The organism is Desulfitobacterium metallireducens DSM 15288 (assembly GCF_000231405.2).
In the GTDB taxonomy this organism is placed as follows: domain Bacteria; phylum Bacillota; class Desulfitobacteriia; order Desulfitobacteriales; family Desulfitobacteriaceae; genus Desulfitobacterium_A; species Desulfitobacterium_A metallireducens.
In genome coordinates this window covers 1,088,590-1,105,821 of record NZ_CP007032.1, presented here as the reverse complement: position 1 = coordinate 1,105,821, position 17,232 = coordinate 1,088,590, and the positions used below count along the sequence as shown (strand labels likewise).

The window sequence follows — 17,232 nt, the reverse complement described above, 5'->3', positions numbered from 1 at the left end:
AGGGGAGGTATATATTAAATCACCTTGATAACTAAGTTATTCTATGCAGCATAAGGTTATAAACCATCAAGTACTTAATCTCTCATCTCATGATCTCTCCCTGGCTCACTTTGAAAAATGGGCCTTTAAAATGCACCTGTAAATTATTACAGGTGCATTTTAAAGAATTATCGTCATATTAACACTAAAGTAAATTGGGAGTTACATTAAAAGTATGGGCACATTTCGGACACGTTACTTTAATTGTCCCTTTGCCCAAAGGTACCCGCATCTTAGTCTGACATTTCTCACATTCAATAATACGATGATCGACAAGTTGGAGGATTTTTGCTTTATCCAATCCCACCACGACATCTTCACCAATAAAGAATGCAGGCACACCACTAATATTTCGTCGCATTAACTCAGATTGAGCTTGAGTATCCACGTTAATATCCTTTTCTACGAAGTGAATTTTATGCTGCGAAAGAAACTCTTTCGCCATTGAACAATACGGTCAGGTTTTTGTTGTAAACATGATCACGTCTTTCATTTTTCCATCTCCTTTTATTATATTTTATAATTATTTATTGAAAGGAACTTTCCTCCATTGCTGCTATTAAAACTTGTTTTAAGCGCTCTAAGCTTACTGAATGAGCTTCCAGCGGTATTGCGGCCCAATCGGAGAAATCCAGAATTTCCTCCACATGTTCTATGGCATATTGATCAAAAAAACCAATTCCGTCAAGCATAACTCCCCCGCCAGTGTATTGCGGAAAATTTTCATTAGCATTGGCCTTATCCCAACCTTTAAAGACCATATCCCGATATTTCAGCCATCCGGGAGTACAAAACCAAATATTTTGACCTTCTGCCAATTGCTCTCTCTCTTCCACCGTCGCGAGCATATCTAAGCAATTTTCCACTTCAGTCCTGGCAATATAATATCCATCTTCGCGCATTTCATCTATAACACGATCAATCGTACGATACGAATCTCTCATGTTGATATAACAATACTTGCCGCCGTAGACCACAATAATTTTCTTCGCGTGTTCCTTAGCTACTTCAAGCTGTTTTTGTAATTGTTTTTCTAATTCCTCAGGCACCTGATGAAGACCTGGTGCAGTATAAAGAAGCACTCCATCTAAAAAGCCAGTTTCTTTCAAAGCGTTTAGTTCCGGTATCATTGTTCCGCAAGCGACTATAGCATAATCACGAAAATTACCATTCACCATAGCTTATCACTCCAGCCTCTCTCTTCTTTAAGCAATCCCCTGCTTATTTATCTAATCCCCATTCTTTAAATGTTTCCTCATACTCTTGGGCAGAAAAGCCCACCAAAACCTGATTACCCACCTGAACTACAGGAACAGATTGCGCATTAGTTATTTTCCCCATTTCTTTTCTATGCGCTGGCACAATAATATTTTTCTCAACCCATTTAATTCCTTTACCCTTAAGGAACCGCTTAGCGCGTATACAATGGGGTCATAGCGGAACAACATACATAATAACTTCTTTCAACTTCCTACTCCTTTACTTTAGCCTAACTTGGCTAATCTAAAATGCGATCTAGCCCCTCTTTGCAAGTTCTGCCTTGATTTCTGCAATAGATTGAGCCAAGGCCTCCGACTCAGACTGATATTTTTGTGCTTTAACTGCACTAATATGAAGACCTGTCTGTCTGAGAACATAGTTTTTTTCTTCTTCTAATTCTTCTCGTTCCTCTTCAAGGGTCTGCAAGCGCCGCTTAAGATCGGCTAAACTTAGCTTAGTTAGATCATTCAATGGGTAATCGCCTCCTACTTTTTCTATGATTTTCACTCGCATCTCTAAAATTAAGATTTGCGACTGTAACCATGCAACTCTGCCAGGAGCACCTCAGAAGCCTTTGTGAAATAATTATCAGGTAGTCGGACAATTACAAATTCCCTAGCTAGCCTAACAACCTCTTGATCAAGCGGTATCACCACTAATTCTCCCGCAACTAACTCTTTTTCGATAATTAAATGTGAGACTAAGGCAATACCTAAACCACTGACCACTGCAGCCTTAACCCCTTTATTACTGCTGAATACATAAGAATGCTGCATCTTAAGTTTAAGTATTTGCATAAAATGATCACTGAACTCTCGTGTACCTGAGCCTGCCTCCCGCAGTATCCATATTTGGTTCTCCATATTCTTTAAAGTCACCTTGTTTAACAGTGTCAGAGGATGCCCCGGTGGGGCAATTAAAACCATCTCATCTTCCATGAATGACTCAAGAATAAACTCGGTAGCACTGACACGTCCCTCAACCAAGGCTATATCCAAGCGATTCTGGCTGAGATCCTGTGCTATTTCTTCCGTATTTGCGATAGTTACTGAAACATCGAGTTTCGAATATTTTGCTGCCATCTGGCTAACTAATTCAGGCAGTATGTATTCACCTATTGTGAAACTTGCTCCTATACGCAGACTTCCTGTAACAATACTCTGGATTTGATTGATTTTCTCTTTAGCCTGCGTATAAAGATTAATGATCTGACAGGCCTGTTGATAGAGAATTTCACCTGCTGGAGTGAGCTCAACGCGTTTTGACGAACGATAAATAAGCTTCGTACCAAATTCGTTCTCCAAATTACGGATATGTAAACTAACCCCAGGTTGCGATAGGAAGAGATCCTCTGCCGCTTTGGAAAAGCTTTTTTCTTCTGCTACCTTTTTAAAAATTTCAAGGGGTTCAATGATCAAAATGTACCCTCCGATTGCCGTAGAATAATATTTTCCTATCGTAAGTATAATAAATCCTTCTTGCTTGATGCTCTTAACTCGCTGTAAAGTTACATTTGCAGCCAATCTTAATTATATAAACAAAGGAGGAAATCATGTCTAGCACTAAATTTACAATTCAAAAGTTATTTGCATCAAAAACGTCCTATTCCTTACGGTTTATCTTAGGTTTCTTATTTACGATCGTCATTGCCGCTCTCGGTACGGGGTTAGCCAACTTGCCTATAACCAATAGAATTGGCGCTATGCTGTGCGCTATTTTGATTGCTGTCCTCTATCGAAATATCCTAGGATATCCAGAAGGCCTTCGCCCTGGCATTCAGTTTAGTGCTCAAAAAGTCTTACGTTTTGCAATCATACTCTATGGATTTCGTTTAAATATCAATATGATTCTTCAGCAAGGAATCCCCTTATTACTTCGTGATACCCTCACCATCGTAATCGCCATCTCCACTACGTTACTTATTTCCAAAGGGCTTAAGGGTGAGAAACAACTTTCTCTGCTTTTAGGGATCGGGACCGGTGTGTGTGGAGCAGCTGCTATAGCGGCTGTAGCTCCAATTATTAAAGCCAATGAAGAGGATACCGCTATCGGAGCCGGTATAATTGCCCTGGTCGGTACACTTTTTACCCTTGCCTATACCCTTCTCTATCCTTACTTACATCTAACCCCGATCCAATACGGAATTTGGAGCGGCGTAAGCCTACACGAGATTGCTCATGTTGCAGCCGCTGCTGGCCCAGTAGGCTCTGATGCATTGGCAGAGGCCTTACTCGCCAAACTAGGACGCGTCTTCCTTCTTATCCCTATCAGCCTAATTCTTACCTTGTGGGTACGCCATAATTCAAAAGGCAATTCAGAAACTACCCAAACTGCTTCGTTTCCTTGGTTTCTTATAGGTTTTATTCTCACGAGCCTCATTGGCTCTTACTTACCCATCCCTACACGGGTCTTGGATTCCCTTACAACCCTTTCATCCTTCTTACTCGTAGCTGCAATGGTTGGACTCGGCTTAAATGTTCATCTAGCAAGCCTACGTTCTCGAGCCCTCCGCCCGTTAGTGGCAATGCTTATCGCCTCTGTATTAGTTTCTATAGTCTCCTACTTCACCCTAGTATTATAATCCTATCTTATGGCAGTCAGCATTGACTTCATTGACTCGTACGTCATAGGACCCACCAGTTTTTTTTGAATAACACCTTTCGAGTCAATGATAAAACTAGCTGGAATCGACGATACATTGTACAACTGACCTACTTTACCCTTTTCATCTAGAACTACAGGGAAAGTAATACCATTGGTTTTCATGAAAGTCGGGACATCTGCTCGGCTTTTTTCTGCATCCGTTAGATTAACAGCCAAGATTTCAATTTCACCGTTATTATTTTCTTTGTAGAACTTTTCCATGTCCGGCATCTCTTGCCGACAAGGGGGACACCAACTGGCCCAGAAATTGAGAATGACCTTTTTCCCTTTAAGACTGGAAAGCGTGATTGATTTTCCCTCTAACGTTTGTAATGCAAAATCTGGTGCTAAGTTGCCGACCTCAAGACCCACAGTCAACGCCTGCGCTTGGTTTGATGAAGACGTATTAGATGTACTGCGGTTCCCTTGCACACTTCCAAAACCCCAAAGAGCCAAGCCAATTAAAACGATAATAGCTAAATATTTCTTCAATTTGCTCATCTCCTCTAGTAGAAAAATAATGTAAATTGGGATAGCCAAGCACTCATCTTCCGTAATTGGCCGGAAAACAATAGTATCCCCATACCCACCAAAATCCACCCGCTGATGCTCGAAAGTATCCCTAATTTGCTGTTGATAGCTTTCACAACCTTAAAGGAATACGTAATAATTAACGAAATAGCTAAAAAGGGGATCCCCAAACCGAGTGAATAGATAAAAAGTAAAAACATCCCGCTGTAAACCGTCTCAGCGGATCCGGCCAACAAAAGGATGGAGGACAAGGCCAAGCCAACACAGGGAGTCCAGCCTGCCCCGAAAGAAACTCCCAGGAGCAAAGAACGCCATACCGAGTTTTCCATTGCTGGCTTGCCTTCCCAGCGTTTTTCCATCATGAGAAAACGAAGTTTTAACACTCCTGCCATTTGTAAACCAAAGATAATAATCAATATTCCGCTAATCTTTTGAATCAAGCCGCGATAATCAGCAAAGAGGCGGCCCACAACACTAGCAGATGCCCCCATCAACACAAAGATAAGACTAAAACCCAGAATAAAAGCGACTGAACGCGTGAAGAGCACACGTTTGGAAGCCTCAATCCGAGTATCACCATAGGTTGAACCTGTAAGATTCGCGACATAAGCTGGAATCAAAGGAAATACACAGGGTGAAAGAAACGATAACATTCCTGCTGTGAAGGCAAAAAGAACTGAGATATTCTCCATCGAACTCCTCCTAGATCACTTCTTTTTTCCTGTTTGCCACAACAAAATCAAAAACAATACATAAAACAGCAAGGCTTAAAAAGACCAATTGTAATTTGGAAAAACCCCACCAATAATTTTGTTTCAATGGATTAAAAAACGAAATAAAAATTTGTCCTAAGCTAAACCAAAGTAAAGATTGATTCAGATTTTCGAATGACGCAATTTCCTTACTTTTTCGAAAGTGCTGCTGATAAAGGAGTATAGCAATAACAACTTCACTTCCATAAACCCAGGCCTTATTCAAATTTTCAAAGATCGCAACCCAAGAGTATATTCCCATACCCACTAAATAACCAGCTGCCAACAAATTCGCATAAAGCAAAATTGAGTGAGTCTCTTTTTTTGAATGATAGTAAATATAGGTGACGGCAGCTATTACGGATAACCCTATTCCTCGCTCTCCTCCAGAAAAATAAAGTAATGACGTAGGATAGGTAAGAACACGCACAGGATCAAATAAGATTAAGCTGAATTTCCAGATCACAATCGCAAGAATTGCTGCGATTTCAATCGTTTCAACGATCCGACTTTTCTCTGAATCCTTAATACCGTCGATACGTTTTAAGCGAAAATTGAGACTATAGTAACCGAGAAGCGCTGAAAGAATAATGACTAAGCCTTGAGTCTGAAGTACAAAAGGGCCTATTTGAAGAGTTGAGTTCATTTTTCGCTTAAAAGGTTTTTCAGATTATCGATTTCCTCTTCTAGGTCCTCTAATTCAATGAGCATAGCAGGCTTTAGCGAATGTGCCGGCCAACGCAGCTTGAGGTCAGCTAACTCCTTCTGCAATTTATCAAGACGTGCTTCAGCTGTTCTCTTCTGATTCTCATCCATGAGTGCTGACCTCCTCCCTATTCTCGCGGAAAGTAATAGCTCCTTGCATACATACTTCCATACACTCTTCACATTCGATACATAGCCTTGGGTTGACGATTGCCATATGAGACAGCATTTGAATGGCGTTTTGCGGACAGGCATGAACGCACCTCTGACAACCTCGACAGAGTTTTTCAAGAATATACGCGGACACTCAAATTCCTCCCCTCTATAGCCCTTTCCTATACTTTATCTATCTTAAAAGGAACTCACGGTTCCTTAGCAGCCTGCTCAGCCAAACCCTGATGTTGGAACTGACGCCCCACTGCTACTACTGTTACTTTTGCCACCACCAATATTAACTGCCGTAAATCTCTGGCTAATCTTCGAACTCTCACATTGCGGACACTTCTGCTGATCTTTTTGGCTTATACTACAAAAAACTGAGAATTTATGCCCGCACTCCTGACAAACCATATCATAGCTTGGCATATGAGCACTCCCCTTTAAAATCCCATTTTGAGAAGATCATCACCATAATACTTTAGACCTAACGTCAGGATTTCTTTAATCGGCCGACAATCCGGTCCTTGCACACGACCTGTCCGGTCTTTAGCAATAGCACCACAGCCGCCTCCACAAATTAAGCTAACATCGCAATCCTTACATTCCGGAATGGTTAAGACACTTCTATCTTCCCATTCTTTCGCTTCATTAGCCTTAAGGGTGTACTCAGGATAAAAAGTGCCGAGCTTAAATTCATCCTGTCCGGCGCTTGCCGTACAACCATAAATATCGCCGTAGAGATCATAAACCCATTCCGTTTTACATGCTGGGCATGTATCATAAGTTGGTAAATAAAGTTCCCCCGTCTGAACTAGGTGATTGATCCCTTTAAATTCCGGCTTGTGGAACTTTTTGAGAATAGGATATTTTTCGGCCAGCTCGATAAACATAGCCCAATGGTCAGCCTGCCCGAGTAAATGTTGTGGAGTGGCATAGCATTCAAACAATTCATAATTACGGCCAATTGCCGTTTTAAACCGTTGGGGCGGAAAATCCAGCCAACCTCGACGCTCGAAGTCCTCAGCTAAGGTCACAAGATCCTCAAAATTTGTTTTATCGACGACGGCACGAAGATTGATCGGAATTTCTCGTTTAATTGCCTCTGTGAGTCCCTCCATAATACGGTCATATGTTCCTTGTCCTCCTGCAGTAGGACGACGTAGATCATGAACCGGCTTAGGGCCATCAACCGTCACCTGAATTTCTTTAATCTCCGCTTGCTGTAAGATATCCAGATATTCCTTCAAATCGTAGCCATTTGAAACAGCTGAAATAGCATATCCGCCTCGGGCGGCTTCTTTCACGATATAATCGATCATTTCCTTTTGTTTTATCGAATTTTTTAAAGCCTCTCCACCAAACAAGGTAATGAAAGGTTTACGATTCGGAAACTTCTGGGCCAAATGGTTAAAGAACGCATCTACAACTTCCTTCGTAACCAAATCCTTTTTGTGTTTAATCCCGTTTTCATAACAATATGGGCAAGCTAAATTACAGGTATATGTGGGTACGAAAAGCACTTGTGGTGCTGTTTCATTAAGCGCATTATTAAATTCTGGGTACCGTTCTTGGAGACGTTTATTTTCGGCCTCCTTATCCTGATAAAGGTAACCTCGGCTTTGTAGGTAATTTAAAAATTCAGTATCTTCGACAACTTCTCCTCGCTTCAAAGATTGAAGTTTCTCATAATCTTCCTGAGGAACAAGATCAAACCCTCCTGAAAGCGAGTTCAAAATCGCATATGGAAACTTCGGATTTTCTTTCATCGGCAAAATCAAATTATATTGGCTAAAGTACATTTCCCCACCCTTTTCTCATAAACAAATTTCGTTTTATTCTTTATTCGTATATCAATTTCCTCAATAGGAAATATCATGATATGAAGAAAACTCGGCTTGTGCCGAGCTTAGCGATAAATAAATCGCTGATGCGCAGTGTGGAAAAGGCGGCAGACTTTCTCTGCCGCCACTTAATTAGTCGTGGCAACCCGCGACGATTTGGGAAGACTTCGAGCAACATTGTGCAACTGTAAGTGCTAGACTTGTGTTACAGCAAGTTGACGATGTTGAAGTAATTGGACGCATTAACGCTCACCCCCCTTCATAATTTTAATCTTTTTGCCTAAAGTATAGGTTCTTTATATCCTTGAAAAGTACGACTAATCATTTCATAACCGTTTTTCATATAGCGCCGTTCTTTAAACACTTCGACTTGGGAAAAGCCTGCATTCTTTAAAACATTTTCATACTCCTGAATTGTGATTGCTCCCCCAAAACAGTCTGCAATTGCTTCTGGATCTTCTCTAATCTCTTGGGGCAAGGGCTGTTCAGTCATGATATCTGAAACCACAAAACGCCCACCCCGTTTGAGCACACGATAAATCTCACGATAGACTGTAACTTTATCCTCAACATGGTTAATCGCACAATTACTGAGGACAGCATCTAAGCTATTGTCTTCTAAGGGAATTTGATCCATTGAAGCTACTAGGAAATCAACATTTTCAACTTGCTCTTGCTTGGCTCGTTCCTGAGCGAGTTGAATCATCCGCGGAGTTAAATCGAGCCCCCATGCAAAACCACTACTGCCCACATGCTTTGATGCTTCTAGCGTTTCTCCGCCTCGGCCACATCCTAGGTCAAGAACCTTTTCACCTTCTATTAGCTCCAAATATTGAATGTTCCCACCGCAACTTAAATTGGAATTAATATTTTCTTCTGTATACCTTTTCACAATCTCGAAAGTCGACACAACTGTTCCCCCCAACCCTCAACGGGTTATAACGTTCTAAGCCCTCATTTTCCTTATTTCTCTTTTTTTAGTTCATCGAGATATTTTATAGCTTGGAGGGATGCAGTGCCACCCTCACCAGCCGCTTTTATCAGCTGATAAGGTTGACCCGTGCAATCGCCTGCCGCAAACAAACCCGGAATGTTCGTTTCTAAATGGTGGTTTACTGAAACAGAGCCCTTTTCCATCTGTAGATCTGGCACCAATTGCTCTGCAGGCAAATTATCCCGTAAAAGGAAAACGCCGTCAACCTTCAGATCCTCCTGCCCGAGCACAAGTGTCTCAGCATGCTGATTTCCTTTGATTTCTCTGACCTTATCCTTCTTCTGAATAATCCGTTCATCCAGTTCCCCAACTTCTTTATAGAAAGGGATGTAGTAGACCGTAGAGCAAATATCCGCCATAAAGTTTGCCTCAGTCTCCCCTTCCTTGTCATAAGAAATAATTGCAACTGTTTTCCCTTTATAAAGCGGACCATCACAGGTGGCGCAATACCCAACACCACGGCCCAAAAATTCGGCTTCTCCAGGTACTAATTTCTGAACTGAGACGCCGGTTGCCAGAATTACTGCATCTGCTTCAAACGACTGATCCTTACCGATCAAAGTAAACGGAGGCCCAGGATAAATATTAGCGACCTTCCAAGGGACGATTATTATTTCCTTTTGTTTTAAATGGTCTAAAAACCGCTGTCGTAATTCTTCCCCTTTGATTTCGGGAAATCCCAAAAAATTATCTACTTGAGGTGATTTAGAGAGTTTGGGACTACACAACTCAGACCCCAAAAAGATAAAATCTCGGTTCCTAATTTTCGCATTAAGAGCTGCCGCCATACCTGCGGGCCCACATCCTACAATCGCTAACTCATAATGTGATTTAAATTGAAAGTTTTCTAACATTATTCACTCACTCCGGCTTTCAATTTATCCATCACTTGCTGTAACCTCTGGCAATCCGGACATTCTTGACCTGGTCCACCTTCTTCACAAGTGCCTAGACAATGCCTCCCTGATTTCAATAAAATCTCGACTTCATCTTTCGTCAACTCAATGTTCATTTAAATAGCCTCCTAAAATCGAAAATCTCTGTGAAGTTTTCCCCAATCTTAGGATTTTATTCGTGTGAGCTTTGGACAAACAGTATTGATGCCTTACTTATGAGAGGCTAAATAACGTTCCGCGTTAACAGCTGCAACAGCTCCATCTCCAACGGCTGTAGCAACTTGGCGAACAGTCTTACTCCGTACATCGCCAGCGACAAAAACGCCTTCAATATTCGTCCTCATCTCACTATCAGATTCAATATAACCCCAATCGTTAATTTTTAATTGATCTTTTAAGAGTTGGGTCCGAGGTTGCATGCCAATATACACAAAAACACCATTTGCTTCAACTTTGCTCTCTTCATGTGTCTTGACATTTTGGATTTTCACTCCCGTCAAATGCTTTTCACCAAGAAGCGAACGCACTTCTGAATCCCAAATGACACTGATTTTATCATTCGCTGCAGCTTCTTCTTGAGCAGTCTTCGATGCTTGGAAATGATCAAATTGATGAAGAATTGTCACATGCTTCGCAAATTTAGTAAGATAAACTGCTTCCTCTACAGCTGAATTACCTCCACCGACAACGATAACGTTGTCAGCATCTTGGTACATAGCTCCATCACAGGTTGCACAATAGTGAACTCCATTCCCTCGGAAGTCTGCTTCTCCTTCTGCTGGAAGACGACGGGATTCTGCACCAGTTGCAATCACTACTACCGGAGCATGATAAACTGTGTCTTCAGTAACAATCTCCTTTGTTTTACCATTTAAATCAATACTAAACACTTCTTTAAGATCATGAATTTCAGTTCCAAAGCTCTTCGCTTGGGTGATCATATTTTCCATGAGAACTTTACCGCCAAGCGTTCCCGGCGTCCCTGGATAATTCGCGATATGATACGTTGTTGCGGCTTGACCACCAGCAATCCCTTCTTCAATCACAATCGTCCGTAATCTAGAACGAGAAGCATAAATCGCTGTAGTTAATCCTGCCGGACCTCCGCCTAAAACAAGTACATCGGCTTCAACAACTTCTTTTTTGATTTCTTCTGGTTCAATCCCAAGAAGCTTTTCCAGTGCTATTCGCATTTGGGATTTTGCAATATATCCGGTTAATCTATTCCCAACTTCTTGCCCGTTTTCAAAGAAAAGGACAGTTGGACTTCCTTTTACACTAAACCGTTCTGCTAATGGACGATGCTCTTGGCGCATCATCTTAACAAACTTGACCTGCAGAAACTTTTCAGCCATTCTCTCGTAAATCGGAGCTAATTGTGCACATGGTGGACAATCCTCCGAAAAGAAATCAAGTACGAGTAACCCTTTATAACTTTTCAATTCATGGTCAAACTCTTCTGTAGATAGATGCAAAATTTTATCGCTCATTTTTTTCGCTCCTTAACGCCTAACCCCCGGGGGGTATATATACTATATTTATAATATATAGGATACCTCCTTTTTTGTCAATTATATTATAGGAAATTAGATACCGAAATAAAGCAAAAATACAACAAAAACTGCGTGTAACTCAAAAATTACACGCAGTTTTTGTTGTATTTTTTATATATTTTTTATTAATGCAGATTCCGCAATTGCAGAAAACTTTTGATAAAGTTCTTCTTTCTGTTGTTCAGATAGCTCGGACATTCCAATCTCTTTGAGCGTTTCTTGTAAGATAGCATGGTGATCCAGTTCCTCACGGGCGATCAGAGGTGATTTACCTAGACAACTAAAAATATAGTTCTCATCAAGATCACAGTTTTCAGTTAAACTCCGAATAAATTCATCGCTCGGAACTCGCTCTCCCCGTTCAACCTCACGCAGATAGGATGGATTCACCCCTAATCGTACACTGAGATGCTGAAGTGAAACTCCTCTTTTTACTCTGCATTGATTGATATAGCGGCCAATTTCGAAATAAGGTGCATTCTCATTCAGCTCTCTACTCAAAGACATAGTAATACCCTTCCTTATCTTCGTATAATATTTTAACTAATTTTAGCAGTCACTGCCGCAGTACTCACGACATGTTTACGTGTTCCCAACTCTGAATTTGGAATTCCAAAAGCCATTCCCAAAAGTTCTGTAATATACATAACCGGGACTTTAGTTTCTTTACCTGTGGATTTTTCAACTGCAGTTTGCCGCAAATCCAGATTAGACATGCACATAGGGCATGCTGTTGCAATAACGTCAGCTTGCGCTTCCTTCGCCTGATGGACGATTCGTCCAGTCAGTTCAATAACAACCTCTTGTCGAGTTAACACATGAGCCGCGCCACAACAGTCTGTTTTCGCTCCCCATGTAACAACTTCTGCCCCCAGGGTTTCTAATAAACGATCCATGCTTTGTGGATTAATGGGATCATCGAACTGGGCAATTTTCGCAGGGCGAGTTAACATACATCCGTAATAGGGTGCAACTTTCAATCCTGATAACGGTTTTTTAACTTTTTTGCCGATATTCTGAATTCCAATTCGATCGACTAAGAGTTCAAGAATGTTAACGACGTGAACTTGATTATTATACTTCATTTCAATCGCTTTTTGAACTTCTTGATGAATTTTTTTATCCTTAGCACATTCCACCTCAGCAGTACGCAAATGATTAAAACAAGCTGCACATGGAGCCATAACATCTTTCATTCCAGCTTTTTCGGCTAAGGCTAAATTACGGGCAGATAGAGACAATGCTAAAAGATGATCTGTTTGATGCGCAGGAGTTGATCCACAGCAGTTCCAATCTGGAATTTCTTCGAGTTGAACCCCTAATGTTTTTAGCACGGCTTGAGTTGAAGATTCATAGTTTTTAGCGGTGGAATGAAGGGAGCACCCCGGGAAGTATCCAGTTTTCATCTTGCATGTCCCCCTTGCATTTTCTCGACATTCTCAAAGATCTTAGCTACAGCACGTTGCCCTTCAATCTTATGGGGCAGTATATCGCCCGGTCCCATAATTCCTCTTAAAAACATAGGCGGTCCAATCGGGATTAAGGAAACTGCATCCTTCACAAATTGGCCTTGCTTGAGCATATTTTTGAGCATCAAATTTACTTCATGCATACGCCCAATGTTCCTCACTTCGCCAAGAAAAATACCATTCATTTTAGGAATTTTTTTCTCATTTGTGGTATATCCATCTTCTTTTGCCATCGCCCTCAGGACATTCATAACTTCATAAAGTTCAAAACCCGCTGGACATTGAGCTCCACATGTTCCACATTGAATACACATCTGAATTGCTTTACTTGAAAGTAATTGGTCTTTCATATTATAAACAATCATTTCCAAAATGGAATTTGGAGCATAGTCCATAATCCCAGAAAATGGGCATCCTCCTGAACATTTACTGCATTGGTAACATTCCTGAATCTTCTGCCCACTACGGGCTTCAACCTCTTCCAAGAAGCTATGCTTCTCGTCCATCCATACTTTCACTCGCTTCACCCTCTCTTCGGTGTTTCGCACAGTGGTTAAATTTATGATAGATCAGCGACGGTTGTTGATATTTCGGCTCAATACCCCGTTTATCCGCCTCTACTCTAAGCACTGCCATGATTTCATTTAGGGGCAGCCCCACTGGGCAGATTATCTGACATCCAGAACAATTTTGTCCGCATAGCCAAATGGTTCGACTGTCTAAAACCTGATCATCCTGACAGTCTAACAATGATTCGATGACTTGTCGTGGCGTAAGATCGAACTCTTCAGTATGAGCACAGCCCCCTCCACACTTTGAGCATTGAAGACAAGCCGTTAGAGTTCTTTGGATCCCTGCTTCGACCTCATTCCGAATTCCATCTTCATGAATACGTAAGCGCATCCAATTCACTTCCTTACAGATTCACTACCTTATTGCTGTGCCAGAGTCAGAGCCTCTGTTGCAGCTAAACCGCCCATTGCAACTGCACTGGCAATTTCCATGGGTTGAGTACAACTTCCAGCTAAAAATACTCCCGATTTTGTTGAATGACAGGGACGAACGTTTGCTTCAATCTCTTGGAAGAATCCATATTCATCGGTCTCAATCCCTAGAATTTGAGCGAGCTCACGTGAACCCACGGGCGGCTCCATCGCCGAAGCTAAAACGACTAAATCTGCTTCAACTTCAACAGGATTGCCCATTAAAGAATCCTCTGCTCGGACGAGAAGTCTATCTCCTTCAGGGAGCACTTTGGCAACACGTCCGCGAATATAGCGAACATTGTACTCTTCCATTGCTGAGCGAATAAATTCTTCATAGCCCTTGCCTAAAGCGCGAATATCAATATAGAAAACATAATTTTTCGATTCTGGATTTGCTTTCTTCATCATGATGGCATGCTTTGCTGAGTAAGAACAACAGATTTTTGAGCAATAACGGTACCCTTTGGCTTTATCCCGAGAGCCAACACAGTGTACAAAAACCACTCGTGCTTTGCCCTTCGGTAAACGGCCTTCTGCTGCCATCTTCTCGAATTCAAGGCTCGTCACAACCTTAGGACTGTGGCCATAGTAATATTCAGTATAGGCTGTTGGCTCCATATAATGAAATCCTGGAGCAACAATAATAGACGAAACATTTTCTGATCGTTTACCCGCTGGAGTACTTAGCTCTACCGTAAAATTCCCAGCACTTCCGCTGACACTCTGTAGTGTTGTTTCTTTCAAAATCTCGATTCCCTTAAGAGATTGAGCGGTATCAATTTCTTTGTTAAGTAGTGAATTTGCATCACCCAGTACCGGAAAAGTGAAGGTTAACTTAGCAAAATTCCCGCCAAGTTCTTTTTCCTTTTCAACAAGGATAACTTCACCGCCATTTTGAGCAAGTTTTTCTGCAGCGGTAATTCCAGCTATTCCCCCGCCAATAACTAACGTTTTCTTCACGTTCTTTCCTCCTTCTAACGACCGATCTTGTCGAGAACTTTTTCCAACCGTTCACGCCCGCTTATATGGGCTGCAAAGGCAAGTTTAGGAAGGTCGAGTCCCAAGGCTAACCCCACAAGCTGAGCAATATGAATCACCGGAGTTTGATAATCATTTGTATTCTGACGATAATTCAACTGTTGTTGAACACGGTCAAGCTGACTATGGCAGTAAGGACATTGAACGATCAATAGATCTGGATCTGCTTCATTAACAGAATCTAGTTTGTGCTGGGTGTGCTCAAGCGATAAATCTTTACCATTGATAATTTGGGTAAAGCCGGTACCACAGCACTCGCGATTAGCAGTGTAGGGAACAACGGTCCCTCCCATCAGCTCGATCAATTCTTCCATATAAGTTGGCATTTGGGCATCGTCAATTGCTGAATACTTACCGCCGCCCAGGTAATGGCAACCATAGTGTGTAGCAATCTTAACTCCTGTAAGCGGTCGTTTTACATTCTTGGCGATATCATCTTTAAGCCGATAAAACATCTCAGCAATATGGTAAACATTACTCGTTCCCTTGAATTCTCGGCCCATCATATTCATCATCATATTAATACTCGTCTTGATTTCCTCATTATGGGCCATAAAATGTCCAAACTCATTAAGAAACGTCCAGCATCCATTGCAGAGAACACAGGTATCGAGGTTCTTTTCCTCAGCAAGAGCAAGGTTACGTGCAACTGCTGGCATGGAAGCGGTAGGAGCAGCCACATTGGCAAAGGTAACAAAGCCCCCGCAACAAGTCTGTTCATCAGATTCTACCGGTTCAACACCAAGAATCTCAAGTGCCTCCTTCCCGCAGGATTCAATACCCGGATATTTATTACTCGCTACACAGCTTTTGAAAAAAAAGATTTGTTTAGGTTTAGGAATCTGAGCAACTTTATCAAGCCTCGGCATTCTTTTTCCCTCCCGGTTCTCCGTAATTATAAAAACGTAAATGGGTCTTGATTTTTCCGACTCGTGATGGCATCGGTTTATGCTTGCACTTTTTCTCCTGTTCGGAAGTACACGTCTTGCAATCTAAAAGTTCGACCCCACCGATTTTCTTCATAAAAGAAGTCATCCCGGTTAAGTCAGATAGCATATTAATTTCTGCTATTCCTCGATCGCTGACTTGGCGTTTCCTAGGCAGCCCTGCTGCCTCACGGATTTCACCTATATCTCCTAGCGTTTCCACCACAAAGGGATTTCTCTCAAAGGAAGAAACCGTGGTCCCGGTTTTCAAATAATCCTTTTCTGCATAGGCTTCGAGTTGTTTAACATCCTCCCAGCCATAGCCTTCATTCATCGCACCTAACCGCAACATAAAGATGAAGAAGGGAAAGTTTATATCCATTGGACATGTTGAATAACATCCGCTACAAAAGAAACATTGCCAGAGTTCTACACTAGATAAGAGCCGTTTAATATTGCCATTCACTAAATCCCGGATCAATTTACGAGGATTATAACTCGGCGTCACAGCAGCAGCTGGGCATTGACCCGTACACTTCCCACACTGTAAGCATTTTTCAGCTTCATTGACGAAGCCCATTGCAATTGGCTTCCATCTCTCGTAAAAATCATCGCTCCAGTCCTTGGTTTTTTCGAGCACGGTGTTCCCCCCTTATTCCTCTTTCTTACCCGTAATAGCTTGCTTCATCATCGGCATCATTTGAGGCATGAAACTCATCAAATCTTCTCGTGTGTCTTTTCCAGCCATCATGAATTTGACCATCCCGGGCATCATCTTCATCATTCGAGACAAAGGCATCTCCATACTGAAAAGTTCGCTAAAGTAATTGAGCGTACGTTCACCAGCATCTTGACTTGTTTCCTTTCCATACTCTTCTAGATAGTTGTCAGCCATAAGGTCCACCTCCCAATAATCTGGTTAGTTAAGAACTTCACAAAAAATTATTTTATGAAATAAACAAGTTGAAAGACGTTAATAGTCTTTCATACATTGCCCACGGCAACCTAGGTTGAGAATTTGGGCTGGATTCATAGGATTAATAAGGGGTTTGAAAAATTCGCACGACTGAGAACAGTAGTTTAAATTGATAGCATAATTGAGTCCTTGACATTTTGGGCATAGTATTTCTTTCACATTTGGCGGTAAAGGATCCACTTTTTCTAGAACCATAAAGAACTTGGGTCTGAATTCTGAGATCAATTGACCACAATGAGAACACTCAAGCAAGTTTTGCACCCCCTCCCCCAAGGGTCTGGGATTGTTCGACTCAAATATAACTCCATTTTAATTCTGCGTCAATATGTTTTGATAGATTATTTATCCCCTTATTTCGACACAATTGATTATGAAATATGCCTTTATTATCCCTTAGTCAACGGTATAAAAAAAGATGCTTCTACGAAGCACCTTTAAAATTGAAACCTATTTATAGGGTGTTA

At 41.5% G+C, this 17,232-nt stretch carries 25 protein-coding genes and 1 pseudogene; 1 reads left to right on the top strand and 25 read right to left on the bottom strand.

Annotation, left to right across the window (positions count from 1 at the left end; genetic code table 11):
• Positions 1-184: 184 nt before the first annotated feature.
• The 5 genes from DESME_RS05360 to DESME_RS05345 all read right to left on the bottom strand — a co-directional run bounded on the left by DESME_RS05360 (position 185) and on the right by DESME_RS05345 (position 2,717).
• The gene (locus DESME_RS05360; protein ID WP_084553167.1) at positions 185-532 is read right to left on the bottom strand and encodes a glutaredoxin domain-containing protein; all 348 of its coding nucleotides are present in this window, start codon (positions 530-532) and stop codon (positions 185-187) included.
• Positions 533-566: 34 nt separating this feature from the next.
• Positions 567-1,217, bottom strand: a complete 651-nt coding sequence (locus DESME_RS05355) for a DUF1638 domain-containing protein (RefSeq protein WP_006717869.1) — start codon at positions 1,215-1,217, stop codon at positions 567-569.
• A gap of 43 nt (positions 1,218-1,260) precedes the next feature.
• Positions 1,261-1,461 (bottom strand): glutaredoxin family protein, encoded by a 201-nt coding sequence (locus tag DESME_RS16370; RefSeq protein ID WP_282432827.1) that lies wholly within the window; start codon positions 1,459-1,461, stop codon positions 1,261-1,263.
• 93 nt (positions 1,462-1,554) lie between these two features.
• Positions 1,555-1,770 carry a hypothetical protein gene (locus tag DESME_RS05350; RefSeq protein ID WP_006717871.1) on the bottom strand — a complete coding sequence of 72 codons (216 nt, stop codon included), beginning with the start codon at positions 1,768-1,770 and terminating at the stop codon, positions 1,555-1,557.
• Positions 1,771-1,820: 50 nt separating this feature from the next.
• Positions 1,821-2,717, bottom strand: a complete 897-nt coding sequence (locus DESME_RS05345; RefSeq protein WP_006717873.1) for a LysR family transcriptional regulator — start codon at positions 2,715-2,717, stop codon at positions 1,821-1,823.
• A gap of 134 nt (positions 2,718-2,851) precedes the next feature.
• On the opposite strand from DESME_RS05345, the gene DESME_RS05340 reads away from it, so the two are divergent.
• Positions 2,852-3,880 carry a YeiH family protein gene (locus DESME_RS05340; protein WP_006717875.1) on the top strand — a complete coding sequence of 343 codons (1,029 nt, stop codon included), beginning with the start codon at positions 2,852-2,854 and terminating at the stop codon, positions 3,878-3,880.
• A 2-nt stretch (positions 3,881-3,882) separates the two neighbouring features.
• Here the strand turns inward: DESME_RS05340 and DESME_RS05335 are convergent, their stop codons facing one another.
• From DESME_RS05335 to DESME_RS05250, 20 genes and pseudogenes are all read right to left on the bottom strand, one after another.
• Positions 3,883-4,443, bottom strand: coding sequence for a TlpA disulfide reductase family protein (locus DESME_RS05335; protein ID WP_041484114.1), 561 nt, complete (start codon positions 4,441-4,443; stop codon positions 3,883-3,885).
• Positions 4,444-4,448: 5 nt separating this feature from the next.
• The gene (locus tag DESME_RS05330; RefSeq protein WP_006717880.1) at positions 4,449-5,165 is read right to left on the bottom strand and encodes a cytochrome c biogenesis CcdA family protein; all 717 of its coding nucleotides are present in this window, start codon (positions 5,163-5,165) and stop codon (positions 4,449-4,451) included.
• A gap of 10 nt (positions 5,166-5,175) precedes the next feature.
• Positions 5,176-5,871 (bottom strand): hypothetical protein, encoded by a 696-nt coding sequence (locus tag DESME_RS05325; protein WP_006717882.1) that lies wholly within the window; start codon positions 5,869-5,871, stop codon positions 5,176-5,178.
• On the bottom strand, positions 5,868-6,041 hold the full coding sequence (locus DESME_RS05320; protein ID WP_006717884.1) for a hypothetical protein: 174 nt from the start codon (positions 6,039-6,041) through the stop codon (positions 5,868-5,870). The genes DESME_RS05325 and DESME_RS05320 overlap by 4 nt, the downstream gene beginning before the upstream one ends.
• The gene (locus DESME_RS05315) at positions 6,034-6,237 is read right to left on the bottom strand and encodes a DUF362 domain-containing protein (RefSeq protein ID WP_006717886.1); all 204 of its coding nucleotides are present in this window, start codon (positions 6,235-6,237) and stop codon (positions 6,034-6,036) included. The genes DESME_RS05320 and DESME_RS05315 overlap by 8 nt, the downstream gene beginning before the upstream one ends.
• Positions 6,238-6,292: 55 nt before the next feature.
• Entirely contained in the window at positions 6,293-6,421 is a 129-nt protein-coding gene (locus DESME_RS16365) for a hypothetical protein (protein WP_282432832.1), read from the bottom strand.
• 10 nt (positions 6,422-6,431) lie between these two features.
• A pseudogene (locus tag DESME_RS16235) lies at positions 6,432-6,500 on the bottom strand (FmdB family zinc ribbon protein); the annotation flags it as partial.
• A gap of 29 nt (positions 6,501-6,529) precedes the next feature.
• Positions 6,530-7,855: a radical SAM/SPASM domain-containing protein gene (locus DESME_RS05305; RefSeq protein WP_242837442.1), complete on the bottom strand. Its 1,326-nt coding sequence runs from the start codon at positions 7,853-7,855 to the stop codon at positions 6,530-6,532.
• A gap of 355 nt (positions 7,856-8,210) precedes the next feature.
• A complete protein-coding gene (locus DESME_RS05300; protein WP_006717891.1) occupies positions 8,211-8,840 on the bottom strand; it encodes a methyltransferase domain-containing protein in 630 nt (209 codons plus the stop codon).
• 53 nt (positions 8,841-8,893) lie between these two features.
• On the bottom strand, positions 8,894-9,778 hold the full coding sequence (locus tag DESME_RS05295) for an NAD(P)/FAD-dependent oxidoreductase (protein ID WP_006717893.1): 885 nt from the start codon (positions 9,776-9,778) through the stop codon (positions 8,894-8,896).
• Entirely contained in the window at positions 9,778-9,936 is a 159-nt protein-coding gene (locus DESME_RS15870; protein ID WP_006717896.1) for a hypothetical protein, read from the bottom strand. Before DESME_RS15870 ends, DESME_RS05295 begins: the two co-directional genes overlap by 1 nt.
• Positions 9,937-10,029: 93 nt before the next feature.
• Positions 10,030-11,310, bottom strand: coding sequence for a thioredoxin-disulfide reductase (gene trxB / locus DESME_RS05290; protein WP_006717898.1), 1,281 nt, complete (start codon positions 11,308-11,310; stop codon positions 10,030-10,032).
• Positions 11,311-11,484: 174 nt separating this feature from the next.
• The gene (locus DESME_RS05285) at positions 11,485-11,880 is read right to left on the bottom strand and encodes a helix-turn-helix domain-containing protein (RefSeq protein WP_006717899.1); all 396 of its coding nucleotides are present in this window, start codon (positions 11,878-11,880) and stop codon (positions 11,485-11,487) included.
• Positions 11,881-11,912: 32 nt separating this feature from the next.
• Positions 11,913-12,779 carry a CoB--CoM heterodisulfide reductase iron-sulfur subunit B family protein gene (locus DESME_RS05280; RefSeq protein ID WP_006717901.1) on the bottom strand — a complete coding sequence of 289 codons (867 nt, stop codon included), beginning with the start codon at positions 12,777-12,779 and terminating at the stop codon, positions 11,913-11,915.
• Positions 12,776-13,360 carry a 4Fe-4S dicluster domain-containing protein gene (locus tag DESME_RS05275; protein WP_006717903.1) on the bottom strand — a complete coding sequence of 195 codons (585 nt, stop codon included), beginning with the start codon at positions 13,358-13,360 and terminating at the stop codon, positions 12,776-12,778. The genes DESME_RS05280 and DESME_RS05275 overlap by 4 nt, the downstream gene beginning before the upstream one ends.
• Complete coding sequence (locus DESME_RS15335) at positions 13,332-13,745, bottom strand: 4Fe-4S dicluster domain-containing protein (protein WP_006717904.1); 414 nt, start codon at positions 13,743-13,745, stop codon at positions 13,332-13,334. Before DESME_RS15335 ends, DESME_RS05275 begins: the two co-directional genes overlap by 29 nt.
• A gap of 29 nt (positions 13,746-13,774) precedes the next feature.
• The gene (locus DESME_RS05265) at positions 13,775-14,788 is read right to left on the bottom strand and encodes a CoB--CoM heterodisulfide reductase iron-sulfur subunit A family protein (protein WP_006717906.1); all 1,014 of its coding nucleotides are present in this window, start codon (positions 14,786-14,788) and stop codon (positions 13,775-13,777) included.
• 14 nt (positions 14,789-14,802) lie between these two features.
• Complete coding sequence (locus tag DESME_RS05260; RefSeq protein WP_006717908.1) at positions 14,803-15,735, bottom strand: CoB--CoM heterodisulfide reductase iron-sulfur subunit B family protein; 933 nt, start codon at positions 15,733-15,735, stop codon at positions 14,803-14,805.
• A complete protein-coding gene (locus DESME_RS15330) occupies positions 15,722-16,432 on the bottom strand; it encodes a 4Fe-4S dicluster domain-containing protein (protein WP_006717909.1) in 711 nt (236 codons plus the stop codon). Before DESME_RS15330 ends, DESME_RS05260 begins: the two co-directional genes overlap by 14 nt.
• Positions 16,433-16,444: 12 nt before the next feature.
• Positions 16,445-16,687 (bottom strand): hypothetical protein, encoded by a 243-nt coding sequence (locus tag DESME_RS05250; RefSeq protein WP_006717912.1) that lies wholly within the window; start codon positions 16,685-16,687, stop codon positions 16,445-16,447.
• Positions 16,688-17,232: the final 545 nt, after the last annotated feature.

Coding starts and splice junctions, on each gene's coding strand:
- DESME_RS05325 (WP_006717882.1), bottom strand. CDS start 5,871: ATGAACTCAACTCTTCAAATAGGCCCTTTTGTACTTCAGACTCAAGGC.
- DESME_RS05260 (WP_006717908.1), bottom strand. CDS start 15,735: ATGCCGAGGCTTGATAAAGTTGCTCAGATTCCTAAACCTAAACAAATC.
- DESME_RS05295 (WP_006717893.1), bottom strand. CDS start 9,778: ATGTTAGAAAACTTTCAATTTAAATCACATTATGAGTTAGCGATTGTA.
- DESME_RS05280 (WP_006717901.1), bottom strand. CDS start 12,779: ATGAAAACTGGATACTTCCCGGGGTGCTCCCTTCATTCCACCGCTAAA.
- DESME_RS05330 (WP_006717880.1), bottom strand. CDS start 5,165: ATGGAGAATATCTCAGTTCTTTTTGCCTTCACAGCAGGAATGTTATCG.
- DESME_RS05305 (WP_242837442.1), bottom strand. CDS start 7,855: ATGAAAGAAAATCCGAAGTTTCCATATGCGATTTTGAACTCGCTTTCA.
- DESME_RS15335 (WP_006717904.1), bottom strand. CDS start 13,745: ATGCGCTTACGTATTCATGAAGATGGAATTCGGAATGAGGTCGAAGCA.
- DESME_RS05355 (WP_006717869.1), bottom strand. CDS start 1,217: ATGGTGAATGGTAATTTTCGTGATTATGCTATAGTCGCTTGCGGAACA.
- DESME_RS05285 (WP_006717899.1), bottom strand. CDS start 11,880: ATGTCTTTGAGTAGAGAGCTGAATGAGAATGCACCTTATTTCGAAATT.
- DESME_RS05250 (WP_006717912.1), bottom strand. CDS start 16,687: ATGGCTGACAACTATCTAGAAGAGTATGGAAAGGAAACAAGTCAAGAT.
- trxB (WP_006717898.1), bottom strand. CDS start 11,310: ATGAGCGATAAAATTTTGCATCTATCTACAGAAGAGTTTGACCATGAA.
- DESME_RS05340 (WP_006717875.1), top strand. CDS start 2,852: ATGTCTAGCACTAAATTTACAATTCAAAAGTTATTTGCATCAAAAACG.
- DESME_RS05320 (WP_006717884.1), bottom strand. CDS start 6,041: ATGGATGAGAATCAGAAGAGAACAGCTGAAGCACGTCTTGATAAATTG.
- DESME_RS05335 (WP_041484114.1), bottom strand. CDS start 4,443: ATGAGCAAATTGAAGAAATATTTAGCTATTATCGTTTTAATTGGCTTG.
- DESME_RS15870 (WP_006717896.1), bottom strand. CDS start 9,936: ATGAACATTGAGTTGACGAAAGATGAAGTCGAGATTTTATTGAAATCA.